Source organism: Flagellimonas onchidii (assembly GCF_004804315.1).
GTDB classification, from domain to species: Bacteria; Bacteroidota; Bacteroidia; order Flavobacteriales; family Flavobacteriaceae; genus Flagellimonas; species Flagellimonas onchidii.
Genome location: NZ_SRXX01000017.1, coordinates 23,388 through 39,017 on the forward strand (window position 1 = coordinate 23,388; position 15,630 = coordinate 39,017).

15 protein-coding genes are annotated in these 15,630 nt (G+C 39.2%); 7 read left to right on the plus strand and 8 right to left on the minus strand.

Features of this window, described 5'->3' with window-relative positions; translation table 11 throughout:
* Window positions 1-2: 2 nt before the first annotated feature.
* From E4661_RS15740 to mnmC2, 3 genes are all read right to left on the minus strand, one after another.
* A complete protein-coding gene (locus E4661_RS15740; protein ID WP_136468419.1) occupies window positions 3-575 on the minus strand; it encodes a nucleotide exchange factor GrpE in 573 nt (190 codons plus the stop codon).
* Window positions 576-703: 128 nt separating this feature from the next.
* Complete coding sequence (locus E4661_RS15745; protein WP_136468420.1) at window positions 704-1,666, minus strand: TIGR01777 family oxidoreductase; 963 nt, start codon at window positions 1,664-1,666, stop codon at window positions 704-706.
* Window positions 1,667-1,805: 139 nt separating this feature from the next.
* Window positions 1,806-2,468: a tRNA (5-methylaminomethyl-2-thiouridine)(34)-methyltransferase MnmC2 gene (gene mnmC2 / locus E4661_RS15750; RefSeq protein ID WP_136468421.1), complete on the minus strand. Its 663-nt coding sequence runs from the start codon at window positions 2,466-2,468 to the stop codon at window positions 1,806-1,808.
* A 195-nt stretch (window positions 2,469-2,663) separates the two neighbouring features.
* Here mnmC2 and E4661_RS15755 point away from each other — a divergent pair, with 195 nt between their 5' ends.
* Complete coding sequence (locus E4661_RS15755) at window positions 2,664-3,731, plus strand: branched-chain amino acid aminotransferase (protein WP_205728968.1); 1,068 nt, start codon at window positions 2,664-2,666, stop codon at window positions 3,729-3,731.
* Window positions 3,732-3,758: 27 nt separating this feature from the next.
* Here the strand turns inward: E4661_RS15755 and E4661_RS15760 are convergent, their stop codons facing one another.
* Window positions 3,759-4,145 carry a pyrophosphohydrolase domain-containing protein gene (locus E4661_RS15760; RefSeq protein WP_136468422.1) on the minus strand — a complete coding sequence of 129 codons (387 nt, stop codon included), beginning with the start codon at window positions 4,143-4,145 and terminating at the stop codon, window positions 3,759-3,761.
* Window positions 4,146-4,682: 537 nt separating this feature from the next.
* On the opposite strand from E4661_RS15760, the gene crcB reads away from it, so the two are divergent.
* From crcB to E4661_RS15790, 4 genes are all read left to right on the plus strand, one after another.
* Complete coding sequence (gene crcB / locus E4661_RS15775; RefSeq protein ID WP_136468425.1) at window positions 4,683-5,057, plus strand: fluoride efflux transporter CrcB; 375 nt, start codon at window positions 4,683-4,685, stop codon at window positions 5,055-5,057.
* A gap of 266 nt (window positions 5,058-5,323) precedes the next feature.
* Window positions 5,324-5,662, plus strand: coding sequence for a P-II family nitrogen regulator (locus E4661_RS15780; protein WP_136468426.1), 339 nt, complete (start codon window positions 5,324-5,326; stop codon window positions 5,660-5,662).
* 30 nt (window positions 5,663-5,692) lie between these two features.
* The gene (locus E4661_RS15785; RefSeq protein WP_136468427.1) at window positions 5,693-6,940 is read left to right on the plus strand and encodes an ammonium transporter; all 1,248 of its coding nucleotides are present in this window, start codon (window positions 5,693-5,695) and stop codon (window positions 6,938-6,940) included.
* Between the two features lie 122 nt (window positions 6,941-7,062).
* The gene (locus tag E4661_RS15790; protein WP_136468428.1) at window positions 7,063-8,133 is read left to right on the plus strand and encodes a porin; all 1,071 of its coding nucleotides are present in this window, start codon (window positions 7,063-7,065) and stop codon (window positions 8,131-8,133) included.
* A 52-nt stretch (window positions 8,134-8,185) separates the two neighbouring features.
* Here E4661_RS15790 and E4661_RS15795 read toward each other — a convergent pair whose 3' ends face one another.
* On the minus strand, window positions 8,186-8,821 hold the full coding sequence (locus E4661_RS15795) for a DUF1684 domain-containing protein (RefSeq protein WP_136468429.1): 636 nt from the start codon (window positions 8,819-8,821) through the stop codon (window positions 8,186-8,188).
* A 90-nt stretch (window positions 8,822-8,911) separates the two neighbouring features.
* On the opposite strand from E4661_RS15795, the gene E4661_RS15800 reads away from it, so the two are divergent.
* The gene (locus tag E4661_RS15800) at window positions 8,912-9,646 is read left to right on the plus strand and encodes a DJ-1/PfpI family protein (RefSeq protein ID WP_136468430.1); all 735 of its coding nucleotides are present in this window, start codon (window positions 8,912-8,914) and stop codon (window positions 9,644-9,646) included.
* Here the strand turns inward: E4661_RS15800 and E4661_RS15805 are convergent.
* Window positions 9,633-11,090, minus strand: coding sequence for an alpha/beta hydrolase (locus E4661_RS15805; protein ID WP_240751500.1), 1,458 nt, complete (start codon window positions 11,088-11,090; stop codon window positions 9,633-9,635). The genes E4661_RS15800 and E4661_RS15805 overlap by 14 nt on opposite strands.
* Before the next feature lie 32 nt (window positions 11,091-11,122).
* Window positions 11,123-11,569, minus strand: a complete 447-nt coding sequence (locus E4661_RS15810; protein WP_136468431.1) for an Lrp/AsnC family transcriptional regulator — start codon at window positions 11,567-11,569, stop codon at window positions 11,123-11,125.
* Window positions 11,570-11,692: 123 nt separating this feature from the next.
* Here E4661_RS15810 and E4661_RS15815 point away from each other — a divergent pair, with 123 nt between their 5' ends.
* Complete coding sequence (locus E4661_RS15815) at window positions 11,693-12,094, plus strand: hypothetical protein (protein ID WP_136468432.1); 402 nt, start codon at window positions 11,693-11,695, stop codon at window positions 12,092-12,094.
* Window positions 12,095-12,116: 22 nt separating this feature from the next.
* Here the strand turns inward: E4661_RS15815 and E4661_RS15820 are convergent, their stop codons facing one another.
* Complete coding sequence (locus E4661_RS15820) at window positions 12,117-15,575, minus strand: methylmalonyl-CoA mutase family protein (protein WP_136468433.1); 3,459 nt, start codon at window positions 15,573-15,575, stop codon at window positions 12,117-12,119.
* Between the last annotated feature and the right edge of the window lie 55 nt (window positions 15,576-15,630).

Here is a 15,630-nt window from a genome sequence, read left to right on the forward strand (position 1 = left end):
TTTTAGTTGCCAACGACCACTTTTGGGTGTCGAATGATACGCTCTCCAAGTTTGAAGCCCTTTTCAACCACATCAATGATTTTTCCTTTTAATTTCTTATTGGGAGCAGGAATTTGGGTAATAGCATCGTGCACCTCGGCATCAAACACATCTCCCTCACCAACTTCTATCCGCTCCAAACCTTTTCCCTTAAGGGTTTCCTTTAATTTATTGTTGATAAGCTCCACGCCCTTGAACATTTCCTTGTCATCAGATTTTGAAATCTCTTTCAAAGCCCTATCAAAATCATCCAAAACGGGCAATAGGGAAACTATTACCTCTTGACCTGCTGTCTTAAAAAGGTCCATTCGTTCTTTGGAAGTCCTTTTTTTGAAATTTTCAAATTCTGCAAAAAGCCTAAGAAACTTGTCCTTTTCTTTGGCCAATTCGTTACGCAATTGATCTTCAACAGAGACCTCCTCCTGTTCGGTGGTAGCTTCGTTTGTTATATTTTCATCGTTCAGCTCAGGATTTTCAACTGTTTGGGAGTCATTTAACTCACCGTTCATTTCCTCAACCTTACCTTTCTTGCTCATATGCTTGTACGTTTTATCTTTTTTGAATTGGCAAAAGTACTGCCAATTGTCCAAAAATGTCAAAATGTCACAACAAAACACAAAAAAATCCACCAAAAGCGGATATCGTTTTATCTAAGTTGGTACGCTTAGGCTAATTCGTCCTCTAAGGACCCCAAAGAGGACTCTCCATTCTTAATTTCTGAACCATACAATTGTTCCAAAGCACCTCCGATATTTGGATATTGGAACTGAAATCCTTTTTTCTCAATTCGTTTACTACTTACGCGTTGTGATGCAAAGAGCAAATAGGACATTTCTCCCAAAATCAACTTCATAAACCAGTTCGGAATATTGGGCAGAATAAGAGGGTAGCCCAAAACTCTTGCTAATTCTTTGGTCATTTTTTCATGGGTAACGGGATTTGGGGCAACTCCATTAAAAACACCTTTCAACTTACTTTCAATTATAAAGGCAAACATTTCGGCCAAATCATCAATATGTATCCAAGATTGCCATTGGTCCCCTTTACCAAAAACGGCGCCCATAAAACTTTTAATAGGTCGGGCCATTTGCGGTAAAGCCCCACCAGAAATTGAGAGCACTACACCAATCCTTACTTTAGTCACATTGAAATCGAAATCACGAAATGTATCTGCTTCCTGCTCCCATTTTTCAACTACCTCTCCCAAAAAACTATTATCAACTTCTGTGTTTCCCCCATCGTAAAAATTGGAAAGAGAATTTGGATAGATTCCTATGGCCGAAGCCGAAACCATTGATTGAATTTGGGAACTATCTACCTTTTTTAACCCTGCGTGAAGTGTTTTCAGACTGTCGACCCTACTGGACAGTATTTTTGCCTTATTTCCTTTAGACCATCTTTGAGCAATGCTTGACCCAGCCAAATTGATTATAGCGTCTACACCATTAAAACTCTCTAAATCTATGGTGCCATTGGACGGATTCCACAAAAAACCTTTAAGATTTTCCTCACAAACTATTTTTTTCGAGTTCGTGGTAAGGTAATGAACGGTAATTTCTCTCTTATGCAAAGCTTTTGTTATAGCCCTGCCTATCAATCCCGTTGCTCCGGTCATCAACACCTTCATAGTTACCATTTTAGTGTAAAATTAAGGGTTAAGGTACTCGATATTAAAAACATTAATAAGGTTTAACAGTAATGTTCAAACTTTAAATTAATTTATCATAATATCGCTTTGGAAACTTAACATAGTTTTGGTAAACGCTTCATGATTTGACGGCTCGTAACATTTCCCTCTTTCCCGGGGGACCCGGGAGCCTTTCAACCATGAACCCGACCGCCTGCATCGCCCTACGCACACTACCTTTCGCTGCATAGGTGACAAGCACTCCCGATGATTTCATCGCCCGATACATTATGGAAAATACATCCTCTGTCCACAGTTCTGGTTGTACTCTTGCTCCAAAAGCATCAAAATAAACGAGGTTAAACAAATTTTCATCGGTTATCTCCTTAAAATCCTTTTGCTGCTTTTCCAAGATGAAGTCAGCGCCAATTTCAACTTTCTGTTCCCATGGCGATTTATGCATTTCCAAAAAGGTTTGATATTGATTTTCCACCTCCAATTGTTTACAATAATCAAGCTGCATTACCTCATCCATAGAAACCGGGTAAGCCTCCACCCCAACATAATCAATTTGCAAGCCTAGTTTTTGTCCTTCCAAAAAAGTAATCAACGCATTAAGACCGGTTCCAAAACCAATTTCCAAGAGGTCTATTTTTTCGTTTTGAAACAATCGAAGTCCATGTTTTATAAAAACATGATAGGCCTCTTGAATTGCCCCGTGTTTGGAGTGATACTGTTCATCCCAATCCTCTATTTGGATGGTTTTTGAACCATCCGCGGTGGTTATAATTCTTCTTTTCAAATCAATTTTATCATTTTAAAGCTGATAATTAAACAATTGAAATCATTTGTCTTTGAGTAGGTTGCATCAAAAATGTTAAAAATCCCAAAGAATGGGAAAATCCTAAAATTTCAACACAAAACTGATTAATTTTAAATTAAAAGTACGCAATGCTTTAGCTTATTGTTTACTTTTATCGGTTCAAATCTTTTCAATATGGAAACAATGACAAATTCTTTGGTTGTAGAGAAGGCAAAAAGCTCCAAAATTCATCAGGTTGATTTTAATAATTTATCCTTTGGAAGTGTTTACACCGACCACATGCTGGTCTGCGATTATGTGGATGGGGCATGGCAAGCACCAAAGGTCATTCCATATCAGCCTATTTCACTGGACCCTTCGGCTAAAATATTCCATTATGGACAGTCTATTTTTGAAGGCATGAAGGCATACAAGGACGAAGCTGGAAAAACTTGGTTGTTCAGACCTCTTGAAAACTTTAAGCGCTTGAACAAATCGGCAAAAAGATTGGCGATACCCGAACTTCCTGAGGAATACTTCATGGAAGGGTTGACCACATTATTGCAAGTGGATAATGATTGGGTTCCGCGAACACCTGGAAGTTCATTATATGTGCGTCCATTCATGTTGGCATCAGGAAAAGGCTTCCACGCCTCCCCTGCCGATGAATACAAGTTTATTATTTGCTGTGCGCCATCAGGTGCCTATTTTTCTGGAAAAGTAAAAGTACTTATTGAAGAAAACTATTCTCGGGCCGCTAACGGTGGAGTGGGATACGCCAAGGCAGGAGGAAATTATGCTGGGCAATTTTATCCTACCCAATTAGCTGTTGCAAAAGGATACCAACAGGTCATTTGGACGGATGACAACAATCATGAATACATTGAAGAAGCAGGTGCCATGAACATTTTTGTTCGTATCGGTGACACTTTAATAACAGGGCCAACAAGTGACCGTATTTTGGATGGAATTACACGCAAAAGCATTCTTGACATTGCTAAAGATGAGGGAATTCCAACAGAAGTCCGCAAGATTTCGGTAAGTGAAGTTGTTGAAGCTGCCAAAAATGGAGAACTTAAAGAAATGTTCGGGGCAGGCACAGCAGCGGTGGTATCACCTATTGCTTCATTTGGCTACAAGGATTCTGATTACGATTTACCAGAACTTGAAAATAGCTATGCCACAAGGCTTAAAAAGCGAATTACAGACATACAATACAACCGAGCAGAAGATAAATTCGGTTGGAGATATCAGGTACAATAATAAAAGAGGCTCCAAAAGGAGCCTTTTTTATTTATCTAAAATTGCCTGAATATCCGGTTTAAAATAATTGGGGCCCTTAAGCACTTTCCCGTCCTCACGATATATGGGTTTTCCATCTTGACCCAATTTACTCATATTGCTTCGTTGGATTTCTTCAAAAACCTCTTCGATTTTGTATTGCATTCCATGCTCCAAAATAGTACCACATAAAATATACAGCATATCTCCAAGTGCATCAGCCACCTCGACCAAATCATCATTGCCTGCTGCTTCTAAATATTCTCGGTTCTCCTCATCCATAAGGTTGAACCGCAATCTGTTCTTTTCTTGGCCAAGATTGGCTTTGGGTTTCTGTGAAACTCCCAATCCAAAAGAATTATGAAAAAGTTCTACCGCTTTTATTTTACTTTCCATTGCACTTGATTTGATTTAGTTTTGCATAAAAATAGAAAATATGTTCAGCACAGGACAACTAATTTTCGCAGCACTTTTTGTAGTTGCTTTTATCTTTGTAATGGTTATTGCATATAGAAAAGACAAGAGGCTCCATAAAAAGAACTATAAAGGTGTTCTCTGGATTTTGATATCCTTTGTCACATTTGTAACCATTCTGTTTTTGATTAAGTTTTTTCTTAAAAATTAACAAGATTGTTACGTTCACCACAAAAATTGGAGACTTTACAACTTTAATTGGAGAGGATCACGCGCACTATAAGAAAAGACGTACTTTTGCATTAACAATCTCAAGCCAAAAAATGACAACATTTTTCAGCATCCTTTTTGTTTTGATTGCGATTAATGCGGTTTTATTGATTTTTAGCGTTAATGGCAATAAACAAAAGCACAAAAGAACTATTATTAAAATTTCGGAGAAATCAATTGCCAAAGCCTTCCCCCACAAACACTCCGAAACAGCATATAAAAAAGCCGTTTAGTTTGTACCTTTAGGGTATGAAGCAGGTTCTTCTGGTTTTTTTAGGTGGTGGTTTAGGTAGCGCTCTTCGTTATCTCATTTCCAAGCCGCTAAACATTATCTTTCAAAATTTTTTCCTTGGCACCTTTATAGTGAATATTTTGGGGTGCTTTCTAATAGGACTCCTTTTAGGATTATCTGCGCGCAATAACCTTCTTTCCGAAAACGGTGTGCTTTTTCTTGCCACGGGTTTTTGCGGTGGGTTCACCACATTTTCCGCTTTTGCATATGAAAAGCATAGCTTGCTAAAAAATAGTGAGCTTCTACATTTCTCTATTTATACCATTTCCAGCATAGTCATTGGAGTATTGGCGGTAGCTATTGGTCTTTGGCTTTCCAAACTTGGGGAATAATCCAAATCATTTTTTTCAAGGTTTTTAACCGAAAACCTAAAGATCACTCATTCTTATCGATGTTTTGACCAAAGAATCCCATGTTTTGGTGCCTACCCAGCATTAATAGGGCATTAATTTTTCAAAAAACATGTTTTAAAATATTATACCCCTAAAATTTTAGGGGTATTTTTTATATAACCATAAAAATTATCATTTACCCCTATATTTTTTATGGGCATGGATTCCATTAATATATATTTGACGAATCAATTAACTACTTAATTATGAAAAAAGTTGAGGCAATTATTAGAAAATCCAAGTTTGATGAAGTTAAGAAAGCACTTCATGAAATCGAGGTAAACTTCTTCAGTTACTGGGATGTAACTGGAGTTGGCAATGAAAAACAAGGGCATGTATATCGAGGGATCTCCTACAGTACTTCAGATATACAACGAAGGTACTTGGTCATCGTGGTATCTGACAGTTTTCTTGAGCGGACGGTAAATACTTTACTGGAATCTGCATCCACAGGAAATGTTGGAGATGGTAAAATCTTCGTCTCCGATGTCATTGAGGCCTATCGGATCAGAACCAAGGAAAGCGGAAGCGCCGGAATTAATTAACCACCAAATTAACTACAATATTTAAAGATTATGGACGCAGGATTATTTACAGCGAATAACGTTTGGATGATGGTATGTACCGCACTGGTGTTTTTTATGCACCTAGGGTTCTCCTTTTTGGAAATAGGCCTTACCAGACAAAAAAATACAGTGAACATTCTTTTTAAGAATGTATTTATAATATGTGTTGGACTGTTGCTTTATTATGCTTTCGGATTCAACCTAATGTACCCAGGGGATTTTAATGGTTTTATCGCTGGTATTAACCCAGGGATAGCAGCTCCTGAAAATGGTATGACCCCAGAATACGCAGATGGCGGTTATACCTGGTGGACAGACTTCCTGTTTCAGGGAATGTTTGCCGCAACAGCAGCGACCATTGTTTCTGGAGCCGTGGCAGAACGTGTGAAATTAGGCGGATTCATGATATTCACCGTTTTATACGTTGGTTTTATTTATCCAATTGTTGGCTCATGGCAATGGGGCGGTGGTTTCCTTTCCACACTTTCTTTTGGTGAAGCTGAAGGATTCTACGACTTTGCAGGTTCTACCCTTGTACACTCTGTTGGTGGATGGGGTGCCCTGATTGCAATTTACCTTTTAGGAGCCAGAATCGGTAAGTTTGGTGAAGATGGAAAACCAAAAGCAATTCCAGGACACAACTTACCCTTAGCAGCCGCAGGGGTACTAATTCTTTGGTTAGGTTGGTTTGGATTTAATGGAGGCTCTGTGCTCTCCGCAGACCCAGCAACTACTTCCTTGGTTTTGGTAACAACCTCATTGGCAGCGGCCGCAGGAGGGGTATCAGCATTTATCACCTCGTTTGTTGCCTATAAGAACTTTGACCTTACTATGTTCTTAAACGGAATCTTGGGTGGATTGGTAGGCATCACTGCTGGAGCAGATCAAATGTCTCCTAACGAAGCGGTAATTATTGGTCTTTTGGCTGGAATTATTATCGTAGCCGGTGTCGCATTGATTGACAGATTAAAATTGGACGATCCCGTTGGCGCCGTGGCTGTTCACTTAATATGCGGTATCTGGGGAACCCTAGCGGTTGGAATCTTTGGTCAGCTAGCTGGTTTTGACCAGTTCCTAGTTCAACTTGCAGGTGTAGGTGCAGTGGCAGCATTCTGTTCTTTAACAGCCTTCATCATATTGTTCACCATTAAAAAAGTATCAGGGCTTCGAGTTTCTGAAAAAGAAGAATTGCAAGGATTGGATATCCATGAACATGGAATGGACGCCTATGCAGACTTCAGAATGAATCAACATTAATTATAATAAAGGAAGACGGAGCGTTTGGCAGAACGCTCCGTCAAATAACCTTTTCACTTGTACAAATCTCTAATTAACATAGTTAAACGCTTCTGTATGGAAGCACCTAAATGCTTAAGATTATGAAAACGATTATTAGCGCAAAATATATAAAAAAAATGGTTTTTTTTACTTTGATGGGCCTTACCGCAACGGTCATTGCACAAGAGGAGGAAGAAGCCAAATCAAAGTTCGAATTTAGCGGAACCGTTGACGCCTACTATAGGACCAACCTTACCGCTCCCAATGAAGAGGATGCCATTGCCCCGGGTTCTTCTTTTGCCAATTTGGATGGATTTTCTCTAGGCATGGCAAATGTTATTGCCAGTTACGAAGGCGAAAAAGTTGGTTTTGTTGCCGATTTGGTGTTTGGACCAAGAGGTTCAGACGCTACCTTCAATTCTCCACAATACCTTAACTCTGCGGGAGGGGGCACAGGAGAAATCATAAACCAATTATATGTGTATTGGAATGTGAGCGAAGATGTGACCCTAACCTTTGGTAATTTCAACACCTTTTTGGGGTACGAAGTGATTTCACCTGCAGCCAACTTCAACTATAGTACCTCCTATTTATTCTCTTATGGGCCATTCAGCCACACCGGTTTAAAAGCTGATTTTGACCTAGGAAGCGATTGGAGTGCCATGTTGGCCGTCATGAACCCTACTGATTTAACAGAACTTAATGGAACGGGAGATTATGCCGTTGGTGCACAACTAGGATATTCTGGTCAATTCTTGAATTTTCTTTATAGTCAAGGAGGGTTTGAAATCGACTATACCGGTGGATTCGACGTGAGTGAAGATTTCTATTTGGGAGTCAATGCGGCGCACTTTAGTCAAGAGGACAATGGCGGAAGCTTTACAGGAGTTGCACTCTACCCGCAATTGGCCACTTCCGAAAACTTCACCATTGGATTAAGAGGTGAATATTTTATGGAGGGAGATTTCTTTGGAGCAATTGGCGCTTCAGATGCCGATGGAGACTCCAGCGTATTAGCTCTAACCCTCACAGGAAGTGCAACAATAGGTGACTTGATATTGAAGCCCGAAATTCGTTTAGACAGTGCATCTGAGGATGCTTTCATCGATAACGATTCCGACCCGACCTCAAGCTTGGCCTCTATACTTTTTGCGGCTATTTATTCGTTCTAACTCAAATAACTTACAGAACGTAATCAAAGGCCCTATTCTTAGAATAGGGCCTTTATGGTTTAATAAAATCTTTTGCTCCTGCTCTCACATTGGTTCTCAAATAATTTTGCCTTGGCACAAGAGGGCAGGAGTACTTTTTATTATAGACGCAATACGGATTATAAGCCTTGTTAAAGTCTATTTCTATAGTCTCGCCCTCAGGAATGGTCAAATCAATATATCTTCCTCCACCATACGTTTCTGCGCCATTGGTTTCGTCCAGAAAAGGCAGAAAGAGATAATCCTTGTATTTTTCCTGGGTAAGCAACGAAGGAGTCTGGTATATCTCGAGTTGGTGCTTTTTGCCATTCAGTTCAAAATGCGCAATTCCATAAACCACTTCCTCTGTTTTTTCCCCCGTAGTGGTGCCCAAGAAAAATGGAATGGCATTTGGCGTTCTTTCAAACTTTGCCACTACGATATAAGATGTGTCCGGTTCAAAAAAATCCAATCCCTCAAAGTTCTTTCGAAACCTATCCGGTAGCGGAGAAGTTTCAGGATTTTTAAACGTTTCATTCAACCCGTTTTGAAAATCCAAAATCCCTTTGACGCTGGTTGAAGTCGTTTCAACCTCCTGCTGAACATGATATTTTTTATCCGACTTACAGCTAGCGGTCAAAACCAATATCAAACAAATCAGTCGCTTCATTCGTGATAACATAATTTGCCATAAAAATAGTGGAAATGAACTTTAGAACTATTAGCACTACCTTAGTCCCTCTTTAACAAGCTTTTTAAAATGAAGTATATAATTGTTTTTGTGGTACTATTTTTTACTTCCTCCTGTACCCCGAAAAAAAAACCCGTAACTGCACGGAAAGAGGATAAAAGGGAGTTCCCAGTGCTGGATTCTACCCGGTACAATGTTGCTTTCTTAATCATGGATGGAGTTTACAACACTGAATTTACCGCTCCTTTTGATATTTTTCAGCATACCCAGTACCGAGACAACATCAGGACAATGAATACGTTTACGGTTGCAAATACACTGAAACCCATAAAGTCGTTTGAAGGGGTTCGCATTCTCCCTGATTTTGATTACACCAAGGATTCCATTCCACGCATAGACATTTTAGTGGTACCCAGTGCTGAGCATCATCTGGATACTGACCTCAAAGACACCATTATGCTCAATTTCGTAAAAAAAACAAGCAAAGATGCCTTATTTGTCACCTCACACTGCGATGGTGCTTTTGTGCTTGCCAAGACTGGAATTTTAGACAACGTCGCCTCAACTACTTTTCCAAGTGATATTCCTAAATACAAGTCAATGTTTCCACATTTGGATGTCAAAGACAGTGTACTTTTTGTACACGATGGAAAATTTATTACATCTGCCGGTGGAGCCAAAAGTTTTGAAGCGGCTCTATATTTATGTGAATATTTATATGGAAAGGAAATTGCCGAATCTTTGGCAGGTGGACTCGTGATTGATTGGAACCTTGACGAGGTGCCAAGGTTTATTTCTCATTAACCTGATATCGAGCTCCTTTTAGATATTTGGAAACCACCTCATTGAATTTTGGGTCAATACGAAGCAAGGCAGTATGTTCTAAATTATGCAACTTGTCAGCATCATTGAATCCATTTTTTAAGGCTTCTTCCAAATAGAACAAGGCCGTGCCAAAATCTTCGTTCTTTGCACTGAGTGATATTATCTTTAAATAAAAATCAAAATTTTCAGGATCCAACACCGTTTTTAGCATGTATAAAAATGCCAAGGCATCCTCATCAATCAAATCCTCAGATTTTACAATATCTATGTTGTCTTCTGCTAAGGCGTTCACATAACCCTTCAACCTATTCCCCATTTGTTTTTCATAAGGATTTGTACCCGCTATGAATTTATTGAGTTCGGTCATCTGGTAATTCCACCATCCCAAATTATTGAAGTTGTGGGTTATGACATCCTCTTCCAGATAATAGTCATAATCTTCCTTAAGCAAGGATTCTTTTAAAACAGCTGCATTTTCACCTCTTTTCATCCCCTTAAAGATTCGGTCTTTTCGTAGCTCCCTCTGAATCATTCGAAGTGAGTCCAAATTTTTATAAACTCCGTAAATACCCATCATTCCATCAATATGCTGTTCGGTTGCTAAAAATCTTTTGGTGCTCTTTAAATCATTGATTTTTTCAAGGTCATCCTTATAAACCTTTTGGATATACACCGAGTCAGCAGGAATTTCGTTTCGCCGCATTGACATTAGGGTAAAATATTGCAACGCCTTACTCAAAAAACCAATTTCGGGCCATTCTGTAGTCTGTTGATACAACAAAAGATGGTTAGGAAATTTAAACCTATCCAAAACCCTCTTAACACGTTTCATGGAGGAATAGTTGTAGTCGTTTTTGTTCATAATGCCAATAAAATGAAATGGGCGTTTCGGGCTTAATAATTCAATGTTCGCTATAGATGCCCCAATGGATAATGTACCCTTGACCCGTTTTATAAAAAGGGGTGCTAAATTGGCAAAACGTGCCCCCGAACCCTGACCAGCAGTATAAACACCTGATTTATGTATAGGCAGCAGCCCTGAAATAGCTTGTACTGTGTTTGCAGTCTTAGTCACATTGCTTGATAACGACAACGTATCTGATAGTTTAGGAGCTGCAAGAATATAACCCTCTTCCTCTGCAGCATGGAGAAACATGGAAAGCGTTCTTTTCTCCTCGCCTTTTAAATCACAAACAATGAGTAACGGCCATTGCTCTTCAGTTGTAAAATATGTTGGCAAATACAATGAAAAAGTATCTGAAATGGAATCGTGAACTGGTAAGTTTTGAAGAATAGTTCCCTTTTTTAGGGTCATTTGTTGCGACCATATCTGCTGTGAGGCAAAAATGGCAAGAAAAAGCAGTACATATTTGTTTCCCATAGTTCTTTTCACAACAAAAATCCGGCCAAAAAGATTACACATTATCCTGATTTAAAATTAATCGAATTTTATCATTAAACCTTACCATCGGAAATTGGTGCATTGGCAACGACATTAGAGAGGACGATATGCGTACGACACTCCCCGTAAGTAATAAGTTCATCAATAAATTTTTCCAAATGGGATTGATCCTTGAGCACAACTTCCATGATAATGTTTTCATTCCCAGTTATACGATAGCAATTAATTACTTCCTTGTATGATTTGACCTTACTCAAAAAAGGTTTCAACTTTCCCATGAAGGCCCTTAGCATTATTATTGCCTTTAGTTGATAGCCCGCTTGAGAGTACGAAACATTGGTATTGTAACTAGCTATAACTCCAAGGTCTTCCATCTTTTTTACCCTCTCGGCAACTGCCGGAGGGGTAAGACCTACCTTACGACCAATATTGGCAAATGTTTCACGTGCATTTTGTTGTAGATATGTTAAAATTTCCCAATTCAATTCGTCAATTTTCATAATAAGGAATTTTAATTACATAATTTTCTATTTAAAAGCAAATTACGACTATCGCTTTATAAAGCAAAGTTATGATATTCTTTTTCATCCGTAATTTTATAGTAGAAAATTGCATGAAAAAAAATGGAGAGGAGTTCTTTAAATTCCCTAAGTGTTTATCGCAAATCATTGGCCTTACGTGACTTGAGCGAAGCCATTGCACAATATTTTTCTTACAATAGGGAAAAGTTGTCCATTCGTCAAATCGACAATTTCAGAAATGATATTTCAAAATCTTTGATGATTGACGCCTCGTTGATCACAAAAGAGGTGGAGCAAGCGGCGTTGAGCAATTCGTATTCCGTTCGAATGAAAAGTTTGACTTTCATCAACATAATGACTCGAAACATTCTTGCTTACTGTAATGGCTTGGAGAAAGATGGTGTCAAAGAAAAAGAATACCTGAATCTTCTTCGAAGAGAGATTAAAGGATTTAGGTCTTCCTTTAAAAAATGGAGAAAGTCGTTCAACAACGGAAACGACTAACTACCTCCCCACACACTTTTTTTTACATATTTCGCCTATACTGTCCGCCAACCTGAAACAAGGCATTTGTAATCTGACCCAAGGAACAATACTTGGTTACCTCCATTAGTTTTTCAAAGAGGTTTTCATTTTTGACAGCAGTTTGCTGTAGAGTCTCCAATTGTTTTTTAGTTTCAGATTTGTTTCGCTCATGTAGATTTTGAAGGGTCTTGATTTGATTTTTCTTTTCATCTTCCGTAGCTCGTATCACCTCTGCAGGTAATATAGTAGGTGAACCTTTAGCACTTAGAAAAGTATTTACTCCAATAATAGGGTAGGCGCCGGAATGCTTCAAAGTTTCATAATGCAAACTCTCTTCTTGGATCTTGGAACGCTGGTACATAGTCTCCATAGCACCCAAAACCCCACCTCGTTCCGTTATTCTATCAAATTCCAACAAAACAGCTTCTTCAACCAAATCAGTGAGTTCTTCGATAATAAAAGAACCTTGCATTGGGTTTTCATTTTTTGCCAAGCCCAATTCCTTATTTATGATCAACTGAATGGCCATAGCCCTTCTTACAGATTCTTCGGTTGGAGTTGTAATTGCCTCGTCATAAGCATTGGTATGCAATGAATTGCAGTTGTCGTAGATGGCATAGAGCGCCTGAAGAGTGGTTCGAATATCATTAAAGTCGATTTCCTGAGCATGCAAACTTCTTCCAGAGGTTTGAATATGATATTTGAGCATTTGAGCGCGTGATCCCGCCTCATATTTTTCTTTCAGGGCTTTTGCCCAAATTCGACGTGCAACCCTTCCAATAACCGCATATTCAGGATCCACTCCATTGGAGAAAAAGAAAGAAAGATTTGGCCCAAATTTATTGATGTCCATCCCCCTGCTTAAGTAATATTCTACATATGTAAAGCCATTGGACAATGTGAATGCCAGCTGCGTAATGGGGTTGGCTCCTGCTTCTGCGATATGGTAACCAGAAATGGAAACAGAGTAAAAGTTGCGTACTTCATTCTCAATAAAGTATTCTTGAACATCTCCCATTAACCTCAGTGCAAATTCCGTTGAAAAAATACAGGTATTTTGAGCTTGATCTTCCTTTAAAATATCTGCCTGGACCGTTCCACGAACTTGATTTAAGGTTTCTTCTTTTATGTTTTCATAAACATCTTCTGGCAAAACCTGATCTCCGGTCACCCCTAAAAGCATTAACCCCAATCCATTGTTACCTTCTGGAAGTTCCCCTGAGTATTTGGGTCTTTCAACCTTTTTGCTCTTAAATATCTCTTCTATTTTTCTGGAAACTTCTTTTTCAAGACCATTTTGCAGAATGTACTTTTCACAGTTTTGGTCAATCGCTGCATTCATATAGAAGGCCAAAAGCATTGGTGCCGGACCATTAATGGTCATACTCACCGATGTCATTGGGTCACTTAAATCGAAGCCTGAATAAAGCTTTTTGGCATCATCCAAACAACAAACTGACACTCCCGCGTTTCCAATTTTGCCATATATATCAGGTCTTTCATCTGGGTTGCTCCCATAAAGGGTAACGGAATCGAACGCAGTGGAAAGGCGCTTGGCAGGCATGTTTAAACTCACATAGTGAAAACGCCTGTTGGTTCGTTCGGGGCCACCTTCTCCTGCAAACATTCGGGTAGGATCTTCCCCTTCCCTTTTAAAGGGGTACAATCCTGCAGTATATGGAAACTCACCTGGCACATTTTCTTGTAGGCTCCAATTGAGCACATCTCCCCAAGCTTCATACCTCGGCAGGGCCACTTTTGGGATTTGACTATGGGACAATGATTCTGAATGGGTTTTAATTTTGATTTCCTTACCCCTGACCTTGAATGAATAAAGTTCGGCTCGATACATTTCTTTCTTTTCACTCCATTTTAAAATGGTATCCCAATGATGGGGATCGAGGTTCATTTTCTTTTTATCGAATTCCTTGATCAAAAGAGTAAGAAGGTCTTTATCTTTTCCATTTTTAGAGAGCAACTGAATTTTATCTTCATTCAATCCTGATTTTGAGAGTAGTTGCGACGCCAAATCCTTCTCACCAATATCTAAAACAGAGGATAAGGTCAAAAATATGCCATAAAGTTGTTGGGCAATCTTACTTTGTTCAGTAGCCTTTTTGTCGTAGGCACGATTGTTTTCAGCTATTTCCGATAAATATCGAGTTCGGGCGGGTGGAATCACAAATACTTTTTCCGACATTTCCTTTCCAACCACAAAGTTGGAGACCAAAGTGGAGTTTGACTTTGAAACCAAAGTATCCATGGTCACTTTGTACAAAGTATTCATACCGGGATCATTAAATTGCGAAGCTATGGTTCCAAAAATGGGGAGATCATTTTGGTCAACATCCCAAAGCCCATGATTTCGCATATATTGTTTTTTTACATCACGTAAGGCATCTTGGGCTCCTCGTTTGTCAAACTTGTTTATGGCAACCACATCGGCAAAGTCGAGCATGTCTATTTTTTCAAGCTGGGTAGCCGCACCAAACTCTGGTGTCATTACATATAGCGAAACATCACTATGTTCCAAAATCTCAGTATCAGATTGACCAATACCGGAAGTTTCCAGGATTATTAAATCAAAATCAGCCGCTTTGAGTACCTGTATTGTCTCGGATACATGTTTGGACAATGCCAAATTTGACTGTCGAGTCGCAAGGGAACGCATATAAACCCGCTTGTTGTTTATAGCGTTCATACGAATACGATCTCCTAATAATGCGCCTCCCGTTTTTCGTTTTGAAGGATCCACAGAAATTATTCCAATACTTTTATCAGGAAAATCTCCCAAGAACCTTCGAACCAGCTCATCAACCAGACTTGACTTCCCAGCGCCTCCTGTACCTGTAATACCCAGTACCGGCACCTCTGAAATATTTTTTTTAATTGAAGCGAAATGGCTCTCAAACTCCTTGTGCCTATTTTCAGCTAAAGAAATCAATCTTGCCAAGGTATTGACATTACGCTTTTTCAATAAGGTTTCCAATGTTTCTCCTTTGGATAAGTCGAGGTTAGGAACCTCATTGTCACATCGTTTGACCAAATCATTAATCATTCCTTGCAATCCCATTTCACGGCCGTCATCCGGAGAGTAAATACGTTCAATGCCGTAATCCATCAATTCTTTTATCTCCTCTGGAAGGATGACACCTCCTCCGCCTCCAAAAATCTTGATATGACTTGCCCCATTTTCCCTGAGTAAATCATACATATACTTAAAATATTCATTATGACCACCTTGGTACGAGGTCATAGCGATGGCGTTCGCATCTTCTTGAATGGCACAGTTTACAACCTCTGCTACACTGCGGTCATGGCCTAAATGAATCACCTCTACTCCAGTTGATTGGATAATTCGCCTCATTATGTTGATGGCTGCATCATGACCATCAAAAAGTGAAGCCGCAGTAACAATGCGAATCTTGTTTATTGGTTTGTACGGAATAATTTGTGCCATTGATAATAAACAGTGTGATTTTGCTATGCAATTTACAGAAAATGCAATAAATATC